Below are 21285 nucleotides of genomic sequence, written 5' to 3' on the forward strand. Positions count from 1 at the left end.
TGACACGGCCATCGGTCAGCCCGTCCCGTTGAGTGCGGACGAGCGCTGCACCCGAAGCGGCACTACGGCGCTCGTCGTCACTGGATCGACCGAACCCGACGTGCCACCGCCCACCCAACCGATCTCCCAGGTCACCGTCGCCCGCACCTCGTACACCCCGCCCGGTTGGCCGCTCGACGGTGCCTTGTAGGTGTGGCTGCAACTCGACGGTGCAGCCGGATCCATGCCCGCGCTCCACGGCATTCCCGCACCCGAGCAGGTAAAAGACGCCCCGTCACCAGTCGACCACCGCACCTGCTTCGGTGAGGCGGTCGCCGTTACGCTGAGGCCGGGGACCGAAGCCGTCGCTGACCGTGCCCGATAAGAAGGGCCGTCCAGCCACAGCCACGTCGGCACGTTCAGCAGCTGAGCCGCTGGCGGCGCGGGGTTGGCCCGGATCGCCGGCACAGGCAGATTCAGCCGGGAGATCGCAGACCGTGCCAAGACCGCCGGATCCGGCGACTGCACATCCGCGATCCACACGGGCAGCCTCGCTGAAGCCCCGCCATCGCTGACGCAGTGGCGCGAATACCACGCTCCGGGCTGAGGGGCACCCGATGGCGGACCGTCCCGGCCAATCAAGACGTAGCGGCAACCGTCCGCACCCTCGTGCCCACCACCGGTGTTCGACCCGCCGTTTTGTTCGTCCTCGGAGTTCCCGTCGCCGGTAGAGGGCGGTGTACCCACCTCGACGGAACACTCAGGCACGTCAGGAGTAAGGCCGCAGTCCACCGGCTTCCACTTGTCAGCCTGCGCGGGAGACGCAACCACCAGCAGAACCAGGCAGCAGGCTGCGGGCATGACACTGACAGCGGGCAGGAGCCGGAGCCTCAGCACGAGCCGACTCCCTGTACCCCAAAAGACGTCACCTTCCAGCTCTCGCCGACTACGCTCACGGTGGCGTTGACCAGCCGGCGCCCGCCGGGTGAGTCGTTGAACGGAGTGCCATTCGGAGTCGCTCTCACCCTGACCGCGCCGGAGGTATCCGCGCAGTCTCGGACTTTCGCCTGAGTCGGCGCGGCCGCGGGCGTGAGGGATTGGATCGACGGGGTCACAACGACTTCGCCCTGCCCGACCAGCCCTTCGCGTCGATCGGACTGCAGGCCGCTTTTCAAGACCTTCAGCGCGTCGCCGGCCGCAAATTTGGCCAGCTCCGGATGGTCCGGGTTCGACGTCAGCCCGGCTTCGTCGTAGGCGGCCCACATGCTGCGGTACGCAGCCAGCGCGAGATCCTCGGGCGTAACCGGTTCGGCGGGCGAGGTGGATTGATTGCCGGGCGTCGGCGTTGGTGAGCCTTCATTGTCACCGTCACCACGTGTGCAACCTGCCCCGATTCCCACCAGGCCGATGAGCGCGAGCACGGTTACCACCCTCCCCCTACGGTGTGCCACCAGTTGCCTCCATCACCGTCAACATGTTCTGTCCTATCTCAGGATCAGAGCCTGCCGCTACGGCACGTGAGTGCGCTACAACCGCGCGCGCCAATCGTGCGTCCAGATCGTGCGCACCGCTGGTAGGGCCGCCGCGCGCCACCGCGACGGACTGTTCAGCGCCGCGCAGGGGCTGAACAGAGCGGAGCCATCGACAACCACTGCTCGTTACAGCTGGATTTCGTTTTCACCCAAAGCGGCTCTAACCGGCAACTCTCCGTCAGGTCGATAAGCGAGGGGCCTTGACACCGCCGCGACTACTCGGTGAAGTGAGTCCTTCGCGCAATGTCAGATTCACGACAGCTGACGTCTCGGGTCAGGCGTTGGGCACCTGTGCGGGGGAGACGGTGAACTGTGGCATTGATCCACTTTCGGATCTTGGAGCAGGTTTTCGGACACAGCTGGTGGGCTTCGATTTTGCTTACGCTCGCTGACCGACAACTGCGATACACCGAGCTCGCTGCCGCCCTCGTTGAGCGTTGGGGAGCGAGACCCGGCGACGGCCACCTGTCCAAGGCGCTCAGGCAGATGCGCCAGGCTGGGCTCGTCGACCAGGTCGACGACGGACGCGGGTACCTGACCTGGACACTGACAGCTGAGGCGCATGAGAGGGCCGAGATGCTGGCAATGATCGAGAAGGCCCTCGAAGAAGGCCACATCAATGTCGAACGAAACTGATCTTACGCGTCGTCCGTCTGACGTTCCTGGCTCGATCGCCCGCCGGCCCGCGCTGCTGTGCCGCAGGTGTAGCCACGTTGGACGATGAGTACGTACGAGAACGGGCCAGGGCGGCTACCGACGACCCGCCGAGGCGACACATCAGCGGCACACGGCGGCGTGGTCGTCCTACAAGGCAAGCAACCTGCGGAGGACGTAAGTTCACTGCTCTGCTCCTGGCACGAGCCATTCGGCGAGCGGATCACCCTGCAACTCGGTAGCCAGCATGGCCGCGATGGCTGCGACGTCAGCAGGGGTAGCCGGCCGAACCAGCATGGTCCCTTCCGCGTTCGTTGGGCTCGCCGGATGTTTGGGGTAGATGCGGGGTGAAGAACCGGGTTGGGATCGTGCTGCCCAGCGGCGCGCGCCACATCCGCCAGATCTTGGGCCCTCCGTTGGGCAGGACCATCGACGGGCCGGGTAGGTATCCGAGCCGCAGATAGAGGTCGCGGTTGCGTGGGCTGGTGGCCTCCACGTAGGCGGGCAAGCAAAGCGGGTCGATTTGTTGGTGGTGGTTAGTCAACAGCGCGGTGCCAGTTCCTTGGCCTTGATGTTCGGGGCTGACGGCGGCGTAGGCCAGGTAGTGGTGCGCCTCGGGTGGGTGGTGCGCTTCGAACATCGTCTCGAGTAGGAGGAACTTCGGCGCGTACGCGCCGGTCGCTTCCTGCACGCCCACGTGGCGGTCGGCGGCGATGCTGGGAGACGGTGCCGGGCGGGCGTACCAGATTGCGGCGGCGGATCCGTCGGAAGTTGTGTCCACGTGGCCGTATTGCAGGCTGTGCCCCACAACGTGGGTGAAGTAGCGGTAGGAGACGAAGCGGCGATCGTCATTGTCGGAGATCAGCCACTGGGCGACCGGGTCTTGGAAGAACGCCTCGGCGAGGACGCCGATAAGTCTGCCCGCGTCGTCGGGCATGGCCCGACGTGCGGTCACGTTGGTACTGATGCTCGTCATGCTTACTCCTGTGATGCGCAGGTTGCTATGGGTCTCACCTGAGGCAGTTGCTCACGGTGATTCCGGTAGGTGACGGAGGCAGAGTCAGCGGTAGGCGGCAGTGGCGAGGTCACCGATGGCGGCGTCTACGGCGGCGGTGATGTCGCGTACCGGCTGGTAGTGCTGCCCGGCGATGGCCTTTAGACGAGCGGTCAGGGTGGCGGTGTCGTCGAGGTAAAGGTGGTGGGTGAGGCCGAGGTCGGCGACGAGGCCTGCGAGGGCGGCGCTGTGGTTGGTGGGCTGTTCGCGGCCGGTGGCGAGGTAGCGCAGGCGGGAGCGAGCGACGACCGCCCATCTGGTGTCGGTCGGCAGGTAGGTGTCGGCGCGTATGAGGCCGCCGAGGCGCCGTCGGGTGTGGTGGCGCAGGATTCCGCTGGCGACGAGGCCGGCGCGGGTGCGGTCGTAGAGGTCGTCGGAGAACCCGCGCAGCCACCCGCGTAGGGGTGGGTGGGTGTGGCGGATGGTGGCGGTCGCGGCGTCGGCGATCAGGTCCCCGACCGGTCGGTCGTTGTGTGGGTGGATCCGTTGGTGGCTGGCCGGGCGGGTGTCGTCGTTTTGGTCGAGGGTCACCCGCCCGGCCAGGTACAGGTCGATCAGGACCGCGCCCGCGAGGCCGAGGGCGAGGGTTTGCCGGTGCACGTGGGGGTGTCCGGTGTCGTCGTCGTGGCTGAGGAGGAACAGGTCATCGCGCAGCGGCAGGCGCGGGATCGACGCGGTCATCGGCGCGGCTCCTACCGCAGTCCGGCGGTGAGCCGCCGCAGCCGCTCGTGTGCCCCGCCGTATGCGGGTCCGGGGGCGGGGAGCAGGGTTTTGTCGATGGCGGCGAGGACGGTGTAGTTGGGGTCGCACACGTTGCCGATCGGCGCCCGTCCTGCCTGCGACACGAGTTGGTAGGCGTCCAGGGTTTCCAGGCCGGTCAGGGCGCTGGCCCAGCCGACGAGGTCGTGCTGGGCGATGCGGTAGGCGTCCTCCAGGGGCCTCGCGCACCCGATGGTCAGGATGTCCCGGTCGGTTTCCAACCGCGGCCAGCGTGTGGTGACGCCTTTGATGACGTCGATGGCGAGGGTGGTGGTCGTGGTGATTTCCACGCCGACGCCGCAGGCCTCGCCCTCGCCCTGGCGGGCGTGCCCATCGCCGAGCGCGAGCATCGCCCCGTGAACGTTCACCCCGAGGTAGAGGGTGGTGCCGGCGCGCAGGTGCGGGGTGTCGAGGTTCCCGCCGTGGGTGTCGGGCACGATGGTGGATCGGGCCTCGAACGCGCCGGGGGCGACACCGATCGTGCCGATCATCGGGTCCAGCGGCAGGTCCACGCTGTGGTCGCTGCGGGTGGCCTCGAACCGGACGGTCCCGGCCTGGCGGTCGATGCCGTACACCCACACCCGCTCCTCCAGCGGAGGCTGCAGGGTGGCGGTGTGGGAGGTGGACGTCAGTGCCCCGAAGTGCGGGAACGTCGAGGACACGCCCCATTCCCGGGCCGGGGTGATGGCGGCGAGGTGCACGGCGAGGGTGTCGCCGGGCTCGGCGTCCTCGACGAAGAACGGCCCGGACACCGGATTGAGGTACGGCATGCGGCACACCTGCGACGGCAGGTCCGCCGGCCCTCGCACGAGACCACCGAAGCAGTCCTCCGTCACGACGGTGAACACGTCACCGCCGCGCACATGCGCCACCGGCATCCGACCGCCGAAGGTGTACGCCAACTCGTCTCGCGCGGGCCGGTAGGTAAACGTGTCCATGCCGGTCACACCCGCTCCACGTGACGCGCCTGCGGCTGCGCGGGCGCCAACCCCGAGAGGGCAGGCCGGTGGCCGGACAGGTACAAGCCAGCCAGGACGATGACGCCGAGGGCGAGCCAGGCCAAACCGAGGCGCTGGGCGGCAATGTTGGCGTTGACCACCACCCACACCAAGATGGCGAAGCCAATGCCGGGCATGACCAGGTGCACCCACCAGTTCCCGCTGCGCTCCCGGACGAGGTGATGCACCACGACCGAGACGTGCAGGACCAGGAACGCGACCATCGCCCCGAAGTTGATCAGCGACGACAGCAGTGTGATCCCATCCGCACGGGTCGCCATGTACAGGCCCAATGCCAGGGACACCGCGCCGGTGAGCAGCGTCGCGTTGATCGGCACGTTGCGCCGGATCGACACCTTCGCCAGAAACGCCGGCAGCTGCCGGTCCCGGGCCATCGCGTACAACAGCCGAGACGTGGCGACCTGCGCGACCATCGAGTTCGGCAACCCCCACGCAATGGCTGTCGCGACTGCGCACAGGGTCGCCAGCCACCCACCGCCAGCTACGGCGGCGGCGTCGTAGAAGGCAGTCCCGTTCGGGTCACCATCGGCCAGCAGCGAGGCCGGGTCAGGGACGAGCATCGCGGCCAGCCACGTCTGCGCAATGAACAGCACCCCGGCCAAAATCAGGACGGCCGCCATCGCGCGGCCAATCTGACGGGAGCCGCCCTTGGTCTCCTCAGCCAGCATGCTGATCCCGTCGAAGCCGAGGAAGGACAGGACCGCGATCGACACCGCCCCCGCCACCACCGACCAGGTGAACGTGTCGGCGCTGTAGAACGCCGCCCAACTGAACCGACCCTTGCCGGTCGCGAGAGCCCAGCCGGCGACGGCCAAGAAGACCGCCAAGACGATCAGCTCACCGACGAGCATCACCCGGGTAACCACCGCGGTCATCCGGATCCCTACCGAGTTGACGACCGTGTTGACCGCGACGAACCCGAGCAACCACAACCACACCGGCACCGACGGAACCGTGGCGTGCATCGCCACCGATGCCACCAGGTACAACAGCCCCGGCACGAGGACGTAGTCGAGGAGGATCACCCAGCCGGCGAGGAAACCCACCGGTGCGCTGATGCCCCGGCCGGCGTAGTTGTAGACGCTGCCCGACATCGGGAACGCCTTCACCATCTGCGCGTACGAGAACGCCGTGAACACCAACGCCACGACACCGACCGCGTATGCGAGTGCCACCATCCCGCCGGAGCCGGCGTACACGCTGCCGAAGATCGCCATCGGCGCGATCGGCACCATGTACACCAGGCCGTAGGCAAGCAGGTCCCGGAAACGCAAACGGCGGCTCAATTCCTGGCGGTAGCCGTAACGCATCAATTCCTCTTGCAATTGCATCGAAGTCATTCCGATCATCTCGTATTTGTTCGGGCAGGACAGCCGCTGCGGGTCAGACCTGCGGGGCCTTTCCACCTCGAGAGGGTCGCTCGGAATGGTTGGCCGGGTCGATACCGGAAATGCGGACAGAGGAGTTGTCCGCATGGAGAGGGCTCTGCCCGCGAGCCGGCCAGCGGCCAGCTCGGCAGGAGATGTCCGGCCGGGGCAGGTAAGCCCGGCGTAGAGTCGCCGATGTCCGAGGGACACTCGCCCCGGCCGGTCCAGCGACGGGCGGGGACATGCCAGAGTTGTTCGAGGAGGGCCGTGCAAGTGGCGGATTCTGACGCCGCCGTCTCGTTGGCAGACGCTGTCAGCGCGTCTGTCAGCTACGACCAGCTTCGTGTCTCTGACGGCATGCTCTATTGGTTGGAAACCCGTCCGGACGCTGGTGGGGTCACGACATTGACGCGCTGGCGGGCCGGCGAGGGCAAGCTCGATGCCAGCCCGGGGGGATTCAACGTCATCAACACCGTTCACGCGTACGGTGGTGGGTCTTTCGCCGTCGCCGGGGAGTCGTTGTGGTGTGTCGGCGAAGGTGGCCTGTACGAGGGTCGTCATGGCGGTGAGCTCGACCTGGTCAGCCAGGCGTCCTTGGGAGATCTGACGCTCGGCGACGGCGAGTTGCTGGCGGTGCGAGAGTCGGACCACGGCGACGAGCTGATCGCGTTTCCACTCACGGGTGCACGACAGCTGCGAACCCTCGTCGCGAGCAGCGGTTTCCTGAGCGCACCAAGGCCAGGTCCGAGTTCCCTGGCCTGGTGTGCGTGGAGCGAGCGCGACATGCCATGGGATGCCTGCGAGGTATGGGTGGCGCCCTATTCATCACATGGGCACGTTGAGGCACCGGTCAAGGTCGCCGGCGGTGCCGACGAGTCAGCGATCGAGCCTCGGTGGGGGCCCGATGGCGCGTTGTACTTCATGTCAGACCGCAGCGGCTGGTGGAATCTGTTCCGCTGGAGTGGAGACAAGGTCGAGGCGGTGGCATCCATCGCCGGCGAGTGCGCCGCAGAGCCGTGGGAGCTGGGTTACGCGTCATACGACTTCCTCGACGACGGGCGAATCGTCGTGGCGGTGCAGGAGGGGCCGCGACACCGACTCGTTGTCATCGACACTTGCGGCGCCGTCCGACAGGTGAATCTGCCGTACACGTCGATCAAGCCCTATCTGGCCGCGCTGGGTACAGCGGTGGCGTTGATCGGTTCGTCACCAACGGCGGCGCCCCAGATCGCGCTCGTTGACCTAGCCGATGACGACCCGCAGGTGGAGGTGCTTGCCCGATCGGAGCATGCCGGGCTTGCCCGGGTGCAGGTGTCGACGCCGACAGAGCTGCGGGTCCGCGTCACAGACGGTCGTGAGATCTTGGCGCTGGTGTATCCACCGACGGGCGCACCGGCGTCGTGGCGGGCTCCCGTGATCGTTCGGGCACACCCTGGGCCAACCGCATCCTGCCTGCTGCGCCTGGACTGGCAGGCGCAGTTCTTCACCAGTCGTGGATTCGCTGTCGTAGACGTGGACTACCTCGGCAGCACGGGGTACGGCCGAGCCTTCCGGGAATCTCTGTACGGCCGGTGGGGCCTGGACGACGTCGACGACTGCGCAGCAGTGGCGAACCAGATCCTGACGGCAGGACAAGCCATTCCCGGACAGGTCTTCATCCGCGGTGCCAGCGCCGGCGGATACACCGCGCTGCACGCGGTGGCGCAGGACGGTCCGTTCGCTGCTGCCACCGCCGTTTCAGCGATCGTGGATCCTGACCGGTGGACCAAGACTGTGCCCCGATTCCAGCGTGCGCACGCCATGCGGCTTCGCGGCGGCGCCGGGCGAGTCGATGCCGCTGCCGTTCAGCGACCTGTGCTGTTCATTCACGGCACTGCCGATGAAGTGGCCGTGGCCGAGGACGTACGGGAGCTTGCCGATCAACTGGAGGCTCGCGGTATCCCTCACGAGCTTCTACTCCTCTCCGACATCGGCCACTACGTGGCAACATCCAAGAGGGCGGGTGCGGCACTGGAGGCGGAACTGGCCCACTACCGGGAAGCGATCGCAGCTGCCGCGGCCAGTCGAGGCGGTCACACTGCCGCGAGCGGCAGCTGATGGCGAACGTATTCGCCGAACTCACGAACCTCTAGCTCGCACCGGTAGGGCTCAAGGTCCGCTTGGACCTCGACGACGCGCTGCAAGCAACGGTGCGAGGCGGTCTTCGCCGCATGATCTACCGCCTCTCGGCCGGCAACGCACGCTTCATCAATGCGGCCGGCGGCTGCCAACGACGAGGCGAGTAGCGCGGTGTCGATGGCAAGACGACGGACGTGCGTGGGACTCAACGCGGCAAGCGCGACAGCCAGGTGCTGCTGAGTCTGCTGCGGTCTGCCCAGGTCATGGAAGCAATGGGCCATCTCGTCCGCCAGATAGGCCGTCGTGAAGTACCGGATCCACGTCGGCTCGTCCTCAGGCCGGCTGCGGGCCAGATGTCCCTCCGCGATGTCGAGGTGCCTGAGGCACTCGCCCTCACGTCCGAGTCGGGCGTGCGAGCGTGCCACCACGGCGTGCAGCCCTGCCTTGACGGCTGGCGTCGCCAGACCCTCACCGCCTCGCACCGCCGTAAGCGCCATCCGCAGGGCCGGCTCGGGGTGACCGCAATGCAGCGCGAGATGGCCGATGTTTACAGCCAGCAGGTAGCTGCCGTAGAGGCGGTCGTCGGCGGCCTGCGTCAGCCGCAACGCGCGTAGGTAGCGGCGCTGCGCGAGACCATGGGCACCGGTATCGACCGCCTGGTAGCCACACAGCTCGAAGAAGCCAGCCGCCAGCGTGTACAAGCGCCGACCGATTGCTTCCGAGGCGGGAGGGTTCGCCAGCAACCGGTTCAGCTCATCCTCGATGTATCGCTGCACCTGAGCGTGGACTCGTCCAGCACCGTGCGTGTGGTCCAACTGCCGGAACATTTCAAGGGCCGTCTCAGCGGAGAAGATGTCCGCTTCGCGAACCTGATCAGGCGAGCCAGGCCGCCGGGTCACGGAGAGCAGGGGACCGACTGAGGCATTCAGCCAGTCCAGGGCGGCACGATCAAGGACCCCTGGTTGAAACGGAACCCGGATGACCATCTCAGACGCCCCCGACGGCCGCGCCGAGTAGGTACGCAGCAGGTTGGCGACGCCGGCGTGGCCGGCCGGCGAGGACACCGACTGCTCGCCCTCGCTATTCGGCCTCTTCCCAAGCAGGGGTAGCAGCCGAATCAAGGCACCGTCGGCCGCCAGCGCTCTGTCGCATGCCTCGACGAACTCCCGGGAGGGAAATCGGTCCGCTGTCTCGACCCGACGAACCAGATCAGCGCTGAAGCGGATCATGGCGCCCAGCCGCGCCTGGGAGAGGCCGGCCCGCTCCCGCATCCGGCGTAATTCGGCACCGAAGAAGTGGCGCTCGGATAAGGACGGCTGCAGCGCCCGCGGGGTCTGACCCATGACACCGCCTCCTCAGGCCACTCCCATACCCAATGGAATCGAGCGGCATGGACATCGCGCACATAGGGTCACTCACGGTCCGGCAGGACGCAACCAAGCACGCCAAACATCGTCGGTGAGTGATCCGCATTGTCAGCGCGGGGCATGCGGACATCCGCTTCGTCCGCATGCCGGGGATTCACTCTTACGACTCCAAGGGGGAGCGTTGAGACGGGGCGCTGACCTCCCGTCAGCTCCACCCTGTTCGTACGCCCCATGAACATGTGGTGGAGCGCGGAGCGGGCGTACCCCTGGTCGTTGGAGGGCTGCGTCAGTTGGCATCGGCCGCGACGGGGACGGACGCCAGCATCGCCTCAGCTTCTGTGAATGGCTACCGCCGGACCTTGGGTCGCCGTGCCGGGCGTCTGGGCCACGCCCGCTTGCCGACCCCAGCCGCAAGGGAGAGCTGCTATGCCACCCAGTGCACCAGGGCGATCGGACGGAACCGATTCCGCCCTTGCCGCTCAGATCGACCTGCTGGTCCGTCCTGGGCGGAGGTCGCTAGGTCTCCACAGTCCCGCCCAATTGCCGCACCAGGAGGCCGCTTCTGGGCCGGGCCGGATCAGTAAGGACATCGTCACCAGCCCAGCTCAGTTGCGCCAGGTCACTCAGTCGGCGAGCAGCAGCTCGGCACGTTCCCTTCCGCTGCTGCTGAGCGTCAATCAGGAGGGCGGCCGGTTGAACGCGTTGGACTGGCCGGGCGTCGCTCAGTTGCCCGGGAACCTGGCGCTCGGTGCGGCGAGGGACGAGGGCTTAGCCGAGTCGGCGGGCGTGGCGATCGGTGAGCAGTTGCGGGCGGTCGGGCTGACGTGGAATTTGGCTCCGGTCTGTGACACCGCGTCGTGGCCAGCGCTTACTGCGGTCGGTACCCGCGCTTTCGGGTCGGATCCTGCGCAGGTAGGGCTGCTGGCTGCGGCCTTCGTACGCGGACTGCAGGCCGCTGGCGTGGCGGCGACCGCGAAGCATTTCCCGGGTCTGGGCGGAGTCGGCGCAGATCCCCATCACGTCGCGCCGGTCGTTGACCGGCTCGGCCCAGGGGCATTGCTGCCGTTTCGCGCGGCGATAGACGCGCAGGTGGCGTGCGTGATGATCGGCAGTCAAACCGTCCTTGCCCTAGATAATCGGGCGGCGTTGGCATCGCCGCGCGTGCTCGGCCTGCTACGCGACGAGCTGGGTTTCGACGGTGTGGCGGTGAGCGAGAACCTGTCGATCCGGGCGGTGCACCGGCCGCTCGGTGGCCTAACCCGGGCGGCTGTCGCGGCGGTGGCGGCCGGCGTTGACATCGTGATGCTGGACTCGGAGGTCTCCCGAGGGAGCAAGCAGCCGGCCGAGCGGGCCGCCGCAGTCCGGCGTCGGGCGGAGGTCGTGCAGGCGCTCATGGACGCTGTCGAGCACGGCGTGATCGACCGTCAACGGGTCGGCGAGGCTGTGGCCCGTGTGCAGGCTCTGCACCGCCGGTACGGCTTGACGCCCGGCTCCGCCCGGCCGACATGGCAGCAGGCGAACGCGTCAGCCTGGAGGGCGGCTGACCGGGTCGCCGACCGGTCGGTAACGGTGGTGCGCGGCACCCATCTCCTTCCGCTGGACGTGCCGCCCGGCAAGGTGCTGGCACTGGTGAGGGTGCCCGACGCCGGGCAGCGACGGGCCGACAGTGCCCGCCACGGGCCAGATTATCTGCCGGCGATGCTCGCCGCGCATCACCGTGTTCTGCAGGTCCCGGTTGGCGCCCCGGTGCCGACAGCCGGCCCAGTAATCGTCTACGGCTACGACACCCGCACCACCACGGCGGGTCTGAGTACGGCTGCCCGGGCGGCCACCCGGCTGACGGAGCTCGGACGTGCGGTGGTTCAGGTCGCGCTAGGCGACGTCGACGACCTGGCCGGCTCACCCGCGCCTGTGCTGGTGGCCGCGTTCAGCCCGCACCGGCCCTCTGTCACGGCGGTGGCCCGAGTTTTGTTCAGCAACGGCCGGGCCCACGGTGCCTTACCGGTCTGCGGTGCGTCATGGTGACTCGGGTGCCAGCGGGCCAGCTCGCCGGTTTCCTGCAGTGCCTGTACGAGGCAGCGGGAATGAACCGACCGGGGGCGAGGGTGATGGCCGACGCCCATGTGGAGGCTGACCTTCGCGGCATCCCCAGCCACGGCAGCCGACTGGCGCCTAACTACCTGGACAAACTCCGCACCGGGCGCCTGAATCCGCGTCCCTTGATCCGGACCGTACCCGGCGGGGAGGCGATCCTGGTGGTGGACGCAGACCTGGCCCCGGGACCGGTAGCGGCCCGCTTGGCGGTCACCACGGTGATGCTGCGGGCGCGGCGCTGCGGCGTCGCCGCCGTGACCGTTCGCCGGACCGGTCATGTCGGCGCGCTCGGCATCCCTGCTGCGCAGTTGGCCCGGCGCGGACTGGTGGGCGTGGCCGCCGCTCAGGCATCGGCGCAAAGCGTGGCCCTGCACGGCGGCACCAGCACGCCGGTACTCGGCAGTAGCGCAATCGCGGTTGCCGTCCCCGGAACGGACCCGCAACGCCCCGTCTTGGTGGACCTGGCCGCAGCCGCGACTTCCTGGGGCCGGGTCCAGCAGCTGGCTCGCGATCGACAGGTGTTGCCGGACGGGTTTGCCCTCGACGCAGATGGACTCGCGGCCCACGACCCGAGACTCGCTGCGGTCTTGCTGCCACCGGGTGAGCGCGGCCAGGCCCTAGCGATCGTCTTAGAGCTGCTGGTTGGCGCGTTGACGGGCAGCGCCCCGTTGCCGGCCGGGGATGACGGTCGCGGCCTATTGGTCGTAGCTGTTGACCCTCGCCGCCTCGGCATCGGCGATTCGCTCGCCGCCGGAGTTGCCACCGTTGCCCGCGAGGTGCGCGATCAGGGCGCCCGGATGCCCGGGGACCGCGCCTGGTCTCACCGCGACCGGACCCGCCAAAGCGGCATTCCCATCGACCCCGACGATCTCGCCGCGCTCATCGACGCCGGCCGACGCGCGCATGTCCGTGCTCCCCACGGATGGATCCAGCCGGATCCTTCCCGCTCCATCATCGGATCAGTAGAGGAGTAGTTGTGAGCAGCTTATCCAGCGCACTCACCGTCACCGACCCTCCATCCTTACTTCGCGGCGAGGCCCGCTCAGAGGTCGCCCGCGCCCTGCAAGCGATACTCGACATCGCCGACCCCTATCCGGTTGTCGACGCGGCGCGGCAGCTCGCCGACGGGCCGCTCCAGCGCGCCCTGACCGAGGTCCTCACCGGGCGGTTGCTGCATGAGCCGACCGGCCGCCGGGTCCCACTGCAGGAACTACCCACCCGCACGGTGACGCCCCTCACCCGCACCCACGGTCTCGACGCCGACCAGAGCGACGCCTTGGGTTTCGCGTTGCGCTGCGCCTTTGCGTGGCCCGGTGTTGTCGGCACCCCGGACGCCCCGCACGCGCTCAAGTCGGTGCTGCCGGCCGGGTTCGCGCCGATCGCCACCGTGAAGGAGATCGCGGTGAGCCAGGCAGCAGCCGGTCCCGACGGGTTGAACACCAGCTACATGATCTCGCAAATGAAGGGCGGCATGTCGGCTGACTTTGGCATCGGCTGCCCCCTGATGTGCGCGTACTGCTACCGGCGCGAAGGCGACACCGTCGACGGCTACCTCGGCTCCTGGGAGCCGACCGGTTTCCTCGAACCGGAGGACGTCGTCGCGCGGCTGCTCTCCCACCCGTGGTTCACGCCGCACCACACGCCCATCGGGCTGCACATGTCCACGTCCGAGGCGTTCCTGCCGAAGCTCTGGCCCCGGACCTGGCACGCACTGCAGCTACTCGACGAGCTCGGGCTGACCAACCGGGTCTCGTGCATCACCAAGTACGCCCTGTCCGATGAGCAGATCGAATGTCTCGAGTCCCTCGTGCACGTCGATCTCGACGTCAACGTCTGCTACGCCGCCATGCCCGAGTCGATCGAGCCGCCCAACCGCGAACGCCGGCTGCGTTTCCTGCGCCGCATCCTGCAATCCGACAAGATCAACGTGCTGGCGTACTACCGACCGATCGCCGAAGGACTCAACACCACTGACGCGCACCTGCGTCACGTCTGGCAGACCTTCAAAGACGCCGGTGCCCGCACCGTGGTCCTCGGTGGGCTCAAGTTCGCCGACGACCACGTCCACAGCTTCATGAGCTACGGCCTGCCCCTGCCCACGGGCACGTTCAAGCCAGGCAAAAAGCTGCTCACTGCCGACACTGAGGCGCGGATCATGGCCGCTTTCGCTGAGGTGTACGCCGATGTGCCCGCGGACTGCCGTCCCGCCGTACTGAAGAGGTCCTCGTGTGGTCGTGCGGTGGAACGGGGCAGTTACATCCCCGACTACAACGGCCACTACGACCTGCCGACCACCAACTGCCGCCTGCGCTGTCCCACTGCGCAGCACCAGATTTGCGCCGCAGCGCAGCCGCCGGAGGAGGAGACGGTACGACAATTGCTCGCTCGCATCGGCCGCCCCGATGCCCGCGTGGATATCACCTCTACTACCAGCGTCATCCACGCCCCACTGAGCCAGTTCGAGCGGACATTCCTGCGCCAGAACCTGCTCTTCCCGGTCCACACCGCCCGGCAAGCCGCCGAACTCGTCGCCGCAAGGCTCACGCGATGACCGCCGCCCGGCCCACCCCAGTCCGGGTTTTCGCGCCCCTGGCCAAGTCCCCGTTGCTGAACCGCCTCGACGCCGAGCACACCGACCTCGCCGTGCTCCTGGCCACGACTGCCGACCCGGAGCCGGCTACCGTACGCGCGCTGCTGTCGATCACCGCAATGCCAGTCGCGGACCGGGTCGCCCGAGCACTCGACGACCGCGCAGACCTGCCACTCACCTCGCTCGCGTTGCTGGCCGCGCACCGGCCCGACGCCAAACGGGCAACGGGCACCCTACGAGGCAGGCTCTTCCCCGATGCAGCCGCGCCCGGCACGTGTCACACCTTCGCTCGTACTGTCGCCGCCCTGGCCTACCAGCCCGCATCGGTCGACGACGCCTACCTGAGCGGCGAACGCTTCCGCGAGTCCGCCGCAGCTGCGGATCCAGCCGTCCTTGGCGAGCTTCTGGTCCCGCTGCTGGACGCAGACACGCTCAGCGATCCGGCCGAGACGGGGCTGATCGCGTTGCTCGATGCCCGCGCCAGCCACGCTCCGACAGCCCAGGTCGACCTGGCTGCCACCGCCGCTCTTACCCGTGCCCGCCGCCACCGGGTACGCGCCGGGCTGATCGCGCGGCGCGAGCAGACGGTCCGCGACCTGGCCCACCACACCGCCGGACTGACGCTGGCCGCCGAGCTTTGGTTCGACGCGATGACAACGGCTGCCGACACCCCCGCCCAGGCTAGTCAGGCCCTCGCCATGACCGAGGATGCTGCCGATACTCTCGCCTCCGGCGGAGACCTCCCCTGCGCTTGGCCCGCCGTACGGAGCCACTGGCAGCAGGTCACTGCCGCCCGCACCACCCGCACCCACCAGAGCGGCTGGGAAGAGGCGTGGCAGGCAGCCGAAGCCACCGACGACGGTGCCCGCTGGGACGACACCCAGCGTGCCCTGGTGACCGGCTACGACCTGCTCGCCGAACACGTCCGTACTACCTGGCCGAGAGCTGACGTCCCACCCACCCCTGACGAGTGCTGGGCCGCCGACCCGACCGGTCGCATGCTGCTGCACATTGTCGCGGACCACCTCACCGGCCACCAGACACACAGCCCTCTCCCGCACTACGACGACCGACTCCTCATCGCCTTCGTGCACGGCCTTGCCAAGAACCGCCGCGACAGCATCCCTGCGGACCTGCACGTCACCGGCCTGATCGCCGCCATCAAGGCCGCCCGGTCCAAGGCCGCCCTCCTGGCCCGGGCCGTTCCTGCCGACCTCGGCATCGTCGTGCCGATGCGCGCCGAGACGCAACGCCTAACGCGCGTCCTCAACGGAGACAACGCGCTTGCTGCCAAGGTCGCCCAACTGGGCTGGCTCCTGGCAGCGCACCCCGACGCCCGCGCCGATCTCTTGCTGGTCGACGAGAGCACCGACTGCGCATCCGCCCGCGCAGCCGCTGAGGCGATCCAGGCTGATCACCCGCAGATCCGCGTGACCATCACGGCTCGCCCCGACGACGGCAGCGCCAAGGGTGGCGCCGTGCTGTGGGGTCTTGCCGAACTCGCCGGTGCCGGTCGCACCATTTTGGCCTACACCGACCTTGACCTGACCTACCCGCTCGACCAACTCGGTCTCCACATCGCTGCCCTCGACCAGCCCACCGTTGGCGCCGTCGTCGGCTCCCGCCGCCGACCCGACTCCCACGGCTACTACCCGCCCGCTGGCCCGGTCCCGACCGCTCTGCTCTACCAGCGAGCCGTCCGGGACCTCCTGCAACTCGACACCACCGACCCGCAGGCCGGCTTCAAAGCCTTCCCTGTCGCCGCCCTACGCGCCGCACTGCCTCTCGTCACGGACCAGAGCCTGGCGTTCGACAGCGATCTGCTCGCCGCCATTCGGCGAAGCAATTACACGGTGGCCGAGGTCGGGATCGCCGCTCTCCACCAGTACGTCGAGGGCCCGCGGGGAACCCCGCGGGACTACGACGCCATGCTGAACGCCGTCCACCGGCAGGCACTGCACCATGGTCTCGATCCCGACCTTCGCCGTACGCCGACGTGGGACCGGATCCGTCACGCTGGCTCCCTTGCCGCAGCCGCCGCCGAGCGTCCTCCCACCACCCTGCTCATGCCGTCCACCCCGCGTTAATGCGATGCCGCGGACCGCCGGCACTGAACCGCCGGCGGTCCCCGCTCGTTGCGCGTGCTCCATGTGCCATGAATCTGGACCGACAGACCGTAAACTGGGCATACGCGTCCCGGCTCACCGTCGCAACACCCTGACGGCCGGTGCACCTCCGACCGAAAGGCGAGTCAGTGAAGGCCGTCATCGCTGTTGCCGGCATGGGCAGCAGGTTCTTTCCGATCGGCAAGACGATCAACAAGTCCATGCTGCCGATCCTCAACCATCCGGTCCTGGCCTACGCGGTCGCCGACTGCATCGCAGCCGGTGCCCGCGAGATCGCGATCGTGACCGCCCCCGGCGAAGCCGGCCGCCAGGTGCGCCATTACCTCAGCGAGGACCACGACCTCAAGGCATACTTCAGCGCACGAGGCTGGCAGGACAAGTACGCGCCTCTCGCCGATCTACACCGCCAGGCCGACTTCACGTTCCTCGAGCAGCCCCGCGACGACCGGTACGGCACCGCGCTGCCTGCCATCATCGCCGCCGAGTTCATCGGCAACGAAGACTTCCTCCTTGTCGCCGGGGACGATCTTCTACTCCGCGCCGACGGTGGATCCGACCTCGCCGACCTCGCGGCCGCCCGGGCTGCCGCCGGCACACCGGCTGCGCTCGCCGCCGCCACGGTGCCGGGCGCTGAGGCCCACCGATACGGCATCCTCCACCCACGCACCGCCGCAGCCGGCCATCACCTGCTCGACGAGCTCCTGGAGAAGCCCGACAGCTACGGCAAACCGACCGCGTACATCAACATCAGCCGCACCCTGCTACCCGCCCACGCGGTGGCCTATTTCCAGAAGCTGACCCCGGCCTCTAACGGCGAGTACCAGGCCACCGACGCCGTCGCTGCCTTCGCACGCGATCACGACGTACTGATCCAACCCATTAGCGGCCAGTACCACGACTGTGGCAACCCCGCTGGCTGGCTCGCGGCCAATAATGCTGCAGCCGGCCAGTTCGGGTGATCCTCATCGGTGCGACAGCGCCGACGAGTTGCCGCTACCTCGCTTCGCCGTCACAGGGGTGGTCGAACCAGCGCAGTGCAGAGGCCACGGGTATGCCCTCGGCCACCTCGGCGACCGGCTCGTGGATCGCGCACGGGGCATTGCCCCCGAGGTGACCACGAGCAACGGAGCGGGATTCAGATCCCGAACCAGTAGACCCCTTCAGACAATCCGACCGTGAAACGACGATCTACCTGACCCGCTCGGCTGCACCCCGCAGGATCGGGCAGATCGGTGCCGAGGGCCGGTACGTCAGTGAAGAGCCCGGCGGAGCCGGAAGGATCATTATGGGGATGGTTCTGGTGGTCAAGTGGCCGCCCGACTGAGCTATCGATCAGCTGTGCTTGCGGGGACGCCCGCGCTTCGATTTCACGGGACGCCAAGCGCGTAGATCCTCCTCAGTGACGTCCCACCGGACCATCAAGTCGTCTAGCAGTGTGCGGTGGCTCTCGTACTGCTGGTCGCTACACCATTGCTTCACCCACGGCAGCAACTCCAGCAGCCCGGCGAGCAGCGGAACGCCGTCCTCGCGGGTCGGCGCAGCTGACGCGAGGTTGGATAGCACCACCGCCCGGTCCTCGACGGGCCAGCCGGCCCACCCCACCATGGCGTCCTTGATGGCGCTTCCCGAGCGCGCATAGGACACGAACCGTTCGCCAGGCACGTCGTACTTGCCACGGTGTCGCCAGTAGCTCACCTTCAGGAAATCGGCGCTGGTGTATTTCGGTGGTATCCGGGCCGACCAGGCAAGACCCAGGTCCTGTTCCCGTTGTAGCCGCCACGTCTCCTCCCATGTAGCGCGCTTGGCGATGCCCGAATCTCGATAACGTAGGGCGGCGAGGTGGGGCACGACCTCGTCCGCGAACAGGTCTCTTACGACGTCGACCAGCGGTTGGCCTGGTGCGTACAGTTCAGCGGCCTGGATGAACGCCGGGTCCTCGCCCAGCAGCTCGGCTAGCTCCACGATTGTTCGCGGTCGTGCACGCCTTGCGCCGTCTGCGTTGTCATACCAGAGCTCGGCCGTCTCACACCTGTCGAGCAACCAGGTGCGCACCGCTCCGGCCGCCATGGCGTCCCAGCCGGGGGAGGCCCATCGTCGTTTGAACTCCGGCCGTTCCAGAGTCCGCAGCCGACTGTCCCGTTGCATCGCGTCGATGCGCCGCTCGACCACCTCACGGTAGGACGCCGGCCAGTGGGCGGGGAGATCGGTGGTCGGAAGAGCGCTGTGCCGCACAAACCAAGCGGTGTCCAGCTCGCCGGCGACCATCTGTCGGGCCATGACGATCTCGAATGCTCGCTCGCCGAAGGCCAGCGGCGGAACGGCGGAGGCAGGGGCCACCAGGCCCTCTTCCTCGGTCACGCCGTACCGGAGATAGACCTCCCAGTCCAGTTCCTCCTGCAGGGCCACCATGCGGGCGCGGATATCTTCCCAGCGGGAACGAGCCGTGGAAAAGCCTTCGCGGCTCGGGGACTGGTGGCTGAGGACCGCTGCGGGAGTGGCCTCATACAGCTCCCGGGCGAGCCGGTCCAGCTCATCGGCGTACGTGGTGCGCAGATTTTCGGGCAATGGGAGCTCGCGCAGCCGGGTTGCGGCGAACTCGTAGAAGGCGTCCCAGTGTTCGCCGGTGCCCGTCTGGTCGAGGCCCGGCCTGCCCTTGCTGTTGCTGCCCTGCTTGAGCCAGAAGCAGACCGAGGAACTGTTGAGCCATGCGGTCAGGTCGGTGCGGCGCTGCGCCGTGTCGGGAGGGAGCTCGATGATCGGCGCGGAGTGCAGTGGCACCTCATCCCTGTGCAGGGCAGCGAAGTGGTTGTGGGTGGCAACCCAGGAGTACGTGATCAGTCGGTCGTGGGTGCCCCTCCGACCGACGAACTGATGCCAGTCGTACCAAGGACTTCCGCCCTTGTCGGAAGATCCAGCGAAACCAGATGGTCGGCTCCGCAGCACCAGACCGTAGGGCCACAGCCGTCGTAGATGCGCGGGATGCTGTTCGATCGAGATGATGTCGCCCGATGAATCGTACGGGCAGAAAGCGTAGCGGTCGGCCTGGGCGTTCCAGTCCCGGACCTCGGAGCCGGAGATAACGCCCACGAGGGCGTCGTCAGCAGGAATTCCGAGCGTCGCGAACGTGTGACGTGGTGCGGTGAAGATGTCATCCGATCCCGTGTTAGCGAAGTATCCAATTCGCACTACATAGTCGTTCAGGCGACGTGGCGTAGCGGCAATCCGCGCGAGGACCTCGGCTGCCTCGCTTGTCGCAATCGTCAGCGGAAACGAGCGGAGTTGCTCTCGGCTGACGTAGCGAGATTTCGACCACGTGTCGGCCCGACCCGGATGCGCCGTCTGTCGCAGCAACGATCGCCAGACCGGCGCCCGAGCGGGATCGGACGGGACGGCCGGCTCACCGCGCAGACCGGCCACGGTGAGCACCGGCACCGCATCACGAGGCGGCTCATTGCGGCCGATCAGTATCACTGTGGGCGTGCCGTGGCCTGGGATGAACGCGCCCGAAGTGTCGATGATGTGGGTGAGCGCGACCCGGTGCCCGAAGAACTCCTCGACGAGCCTTCGACCGAACTCGCGCTTCATGAACGAGCTGGACGTCAGCTGACCGACATAGCCGCCGGGCCGCGCCAACTGGAAGAGCCTCTGTGAGAAGGGGATCGTGAGGGCGTACCTGCCGACGCATGCGTCGTACCGGGCACGGTAGACCTCGTCGAGGACCTTGTCCCGCACCGTGGTGTAGGGCGGATTGCCTACCACCACGTCGTAATCGCCACCGAAGGGGTCCTCGACCAGCGAATCGGCGACGGCTACCGAGAATCGCCAGTCGAGTTGGGCAACCTCGCTGAGCTTCGTGGCACCAGACGCGCGCACTGCAGCCATGAGCAGGCGGAACCGGGTGATAGCCACGGCGAAAGGGTTGAGATCTACCCCGTGAACAGAGTGCAGCGCACGACCGACCAGATCCTCGACAGCAACCGTGGGAGCGGCCCGCTGCCAGGCGGAAAACAGCCGCGTGAATGCCGCCAGGACAAAATGCCCCGACCCGCAGACCGGATCCATCAGGCGAAGGGCCTGATGCGCACGCTCCTGAAGGGCAGGTTCAAGCGTGAGATCCAAGATGAACTCGGTGACGAAGCCAGGCGTCTGCAGTAGGGCGTACTGCTTTCTGGCGCTCTCGTCGATGACCTGGTAGAGGTCGCCTAGGAAGCGGGTGTCCAACTCCGCGGTGGCGAGGTCGTGTGCCACTCCGCCGTTCGTGTCGGGGTGGTTCCAGAAGGCGACCAGGTCGCCGGCCATCTGGTCCGAGACCGGCAGGTCGAAGATTATGTTCTGACTGCGGTCGAACAGCCCGGTCCCCGGATCGACGGCCGCGAAGGACTCGAACCGGGAGAGGAGCCAGGGCAGCTGCTGGTCCGGAGCCGCAGGTGCCGACTGTCGATCGATCAGGCGGTTGTCTTCCGCGAACCGCACGAACAGGGTGCCCAGCACCCACCCGACCGCTGCTTGGTCGACCTGCGCGTCCGAGACGTCGCTGGCCCGGGACGTGCGTAGGTCCTCTTGGACAAGCCGTACGAGCCGGCGCAGTGGGGTGGATAGCTCCGCGGTCGACACGCTGAGACTCGC

The 21285-nt window shown here is 67.8% G+C and carries 15 protein-coding genes; 7 read left to right on the top strand and 8 right to left on the bottom strand.

Annotated features, from left to right (window positions below; genetic code table 11):
* Positions 1 to 15: 15 nt before the first annotated feature.
* Both O7631_RS17475 and O7631_RS17480 read right to left on the bottom strand, forming a co-directional pair.
* Complete coding sequence (locus tag O7631_RS17475; protein WP_278145154.1) at positions 16 to 225, bottom strand: hypothetical protein; 210 nt, start codon at positions 223 to 225, stop codon at positions 16 to 18.
* 644 nt (positions 226 to 869) lie between these two features.
* On the bottom strand, positions 870 to 1400 hold the full coding sequence (locus tag O7631_RS17480; RefSeq protein ID WP_278145155.1) for a hypothetical protein: 531 nt from the start codon (positions 1398 to 1400) through the stop codon (positions 870 to 872).
* A gap of 423 nt (positions 1401 to 1823) precedes the next feature.
* Between O7631_RS17480 and O7631_RS17485 the strand changes: the two genes are divergently transcribed.
* Complete coding sequence (locus O7631_RS17485; protein WP_278145156.1) at positions 1824 to 2147, top strand: hypothetical protein; 324 nt, start codon at positions 1824 to 1826, stop codon at positions 2145 to 2147.
* A gap of 286 nt (positions 2148 to 2433) precedes the next feature.
* Here O7631_RS17485 and O7631_RS17490 read toward each other — a convergent pair whose 3' ends face one another.
* The 4 genes from O7631_RS17490 to O7631_RS17505 form a co-directional block, all read right to left on the bottom strand.
* Complete coding sequence (locus O7631_RS17490) at positions 2434 to 3141, bottom strand: GNAT family N-acetyltransferase (protein WP_278145157.1); 708 nt, start codon at positions 3139 to 3141, stop codon at positions 2434 to 2436.
* 84 nt (positions 3142 to 3225) lie between these two features.
* Positions 3226 to 3900, bottom strand: coding sequence for a GPP34 family phosphoprotein (locus tag O7631_RS17495; RefSeq protein WP_278145158.1), 675 nt, complete (start codon positions 3898 to 3900; stop codon positions 3226 to 3228).
* An 11-nt stretch (positions 3901 to 3911) separates the two neighbouring features.
* Entirely contained in the window at positions 3912 to 4925 is a 1014-nt protein-coding gene (locus tag O7631_RS17500; protein ID WP_278145159.1) for an acetamidase/formamidase family protein, read from the bottom strand.
* Positions 4922 to 6328 (bottom strand): APC family permease, encoded by a 1407-nt coding sequence (locus O7631_RS17505; protein ID WP_278147965.1) that lies wholly within the window; start codon positions 6326 to 6328, stop codon positions 4922 to 4924. Before O7631_RS17505 ends, O7631_RS17500 begins: the two co-directional genes overlap by 4 nt.
* A 309-nt stretch (positions 6329 to 6637) precedes the next feature.
* Here O7631_RS17505 and O7631_RS17510 point away from each other — a divergent pair, with 309 nt between their 5' ends.
* Positions 6638 to 8461: a prolyl oligopeptidase family serine peptidase gene (locus O7631_RS17510; protein ID WP_278145160.1), complete on the top strand. Its 1824-nt coding sequence runs from the start codon at positions 6638 to 6640 to the stop codon at positions 8459 to 8461.
* Here the strand turns inward: O7631_RS17510 and O7631_RS17515 are convergent.
* Positions 8437 to 9825 (bottom strand): helix-turn-helix transcriptional regulator, encoded by a 1389-nt coding sequence (locus tag O7631_RS17515; RefSeq protein ID WP_278145161.1) that lies wholly within the window; start codon positions 9823 to 9825, stop codon positions 8437 to 8439. The two genes, O7631_RS17510 and O7631_RS17515, sit on opposite strands and share 25 nt — an antisense overlap.
* Positions 9826 to 10275: 450 nt before the next feature.
* Here O7631_RS17515 and O7631_RS17520 point away from each other — a divergent pair, with 450 nt between their 5' ends.
* From O7631_RS17520 to O7631_RS17540, 5 genes are all read left to right on the top strand, one after another.
* On the top strand, positions 10276 to 11874 hold the full coding sequence (locus tag O7631_RS17520; RefSeq protein ID WP_278145162.1) for a glycoside hydrolase family 3 N-terminal domain-containing protein: 1599 nt from the start codon (positions 10276 to 10278) through the stop codon (positions 11872 to 11874).
* On the top strand, positions 11868 to 12917 hold the full coding sequence (locus O7631_RS17525) for an Ldh family oxidoreductase (protein WP_278145163.1): 1050 nt from the start codon (positions 11868 to 11870) through the stop codon (positions 12915 to 12917). The genes O7631_RS17520 and O7631_RS17525 overlap by 7 nt, the downstream gene beginning before the upstream one ends.
* Before the next feature lie 2 nt (positions 12918 to 12919).
* On the top strand, positions 12920 to 14494 hold the full coding sequence (locus tag O7631_RS17530) for a hypothetical protein (RefSeq protein WP_278145164.1): 1575 nt from the start codon (positions 12920 to 12922) through the stop codon (positions 14492 to 14494).
* Positions 14491 to 16620, top strand: a complete 2130-nt coding sequence (locus O7631_RS17535) for a hypothetical protein (protein ID WP_278145165.1) — start codon at positions 14491 to 14493, stop codon at positions 16618 to 16620. The genes O7631_RS17530 and O7631_RS17535 overlap by 4 nt, the downstream gene beginning before the upstream one ends.
* A gap of 167 nt (positions 16621 to 16787) precedes the next feature.
* On the top strand, positions 16788 to 17618 hold the full coding sequence (locus tag O7631_RS17540) for a sugar phosphate nucleotidyltransferase (RefSeq protein ID WP_278145166.1): 831 nt from the start codon (positions 16788 to 16790) through the stop codon (positions 17616 to 17618).
* Between the two features lie 373 nt (positions 17619 to 17991).
* Here the strand turns inward: O7631_RS17540 and pglX are convergent, their stop codons facing one another.
* Entirely contained in the window at positions 17992 to 21150 is a 3159-nt protein-coding gene (pglX, locus tag O7631_RS17545; RefSeq protein ID WP_278145167.1) for a BREX-2 system adenine-specific DNA-methyltransferase PglX, read from the bottom strand.
* Positions 21151 to 21285 lie beyond the last annotated feature (135 nt).

The organism is Micromonospora sp. WMMD967, assembly GCF_029626165.1.
Lineage (GTDB): Bacteria > Actinomycetota > Actinomycetes > Mycobacteriales > Micromonosporaceae > Micromonospora > Micromonospora taraxaci.

Bases quoted from the DNA above. Each gene is read 5' to 3' on its own strand.
- O7631_RS17515 (WP_278145161.1), bottom strand. From the start codon at position 9,825: ATGGGTCAGACCCCGCGGGCGCTGCAGCCGTCCTTATCCGAGCGCCAC.
- O7631_RS17475 (WP_278145154.1), bottom strand. From the start codon at position 225: ATGGATCCGGCTGCACCGTCGAGTTGCAGCCACACCTACAAGGCACCG.
- O7631_RS17495 (WP_278145158.1), bottom strand. From the start codon at position 3,900: ATGACCGCGTCGATCCCGCGCCTGCCGCTGCGCGATGACCTGTTCCTC.
- O7631_RS17535 (WP_278145165.1), top strand. From the start codon at position 14,491: ATGACCGCCGCCCGGCCCACCCCAGTCCGGGTTTTCGCGCCCCTGGCC.
- O7631_RS17525 (WP_278145163.1), top strand. From the start codon at position 11,868: ATGGTGACTCGGGTGCCAGCGGGCCAGCTCGCCGGTTTCCTGCAGTGC.
- O7631_RS17520 (WP_278145162.1), top strand. From the start codon at position 10,276: ATGCCACCCAGTGCACCAGGGCGATCGGACGGAACCGATTCCGCCCTT.
- O7631_RS17490 (WP_278145157.1), bottom strand. From the start codon at position 3,141: ATGACGAGCATCAGTACCAACGTGACCGCACGTCGGGCCATGCCCGAC.
- O7631_RS17505 (WP_278147965.1), bottom strand. From the start codon at position 6,328: ATGCAATTGCAAGAGGAATTGATGCGTTACGGCTACCGCCAGGAATTG.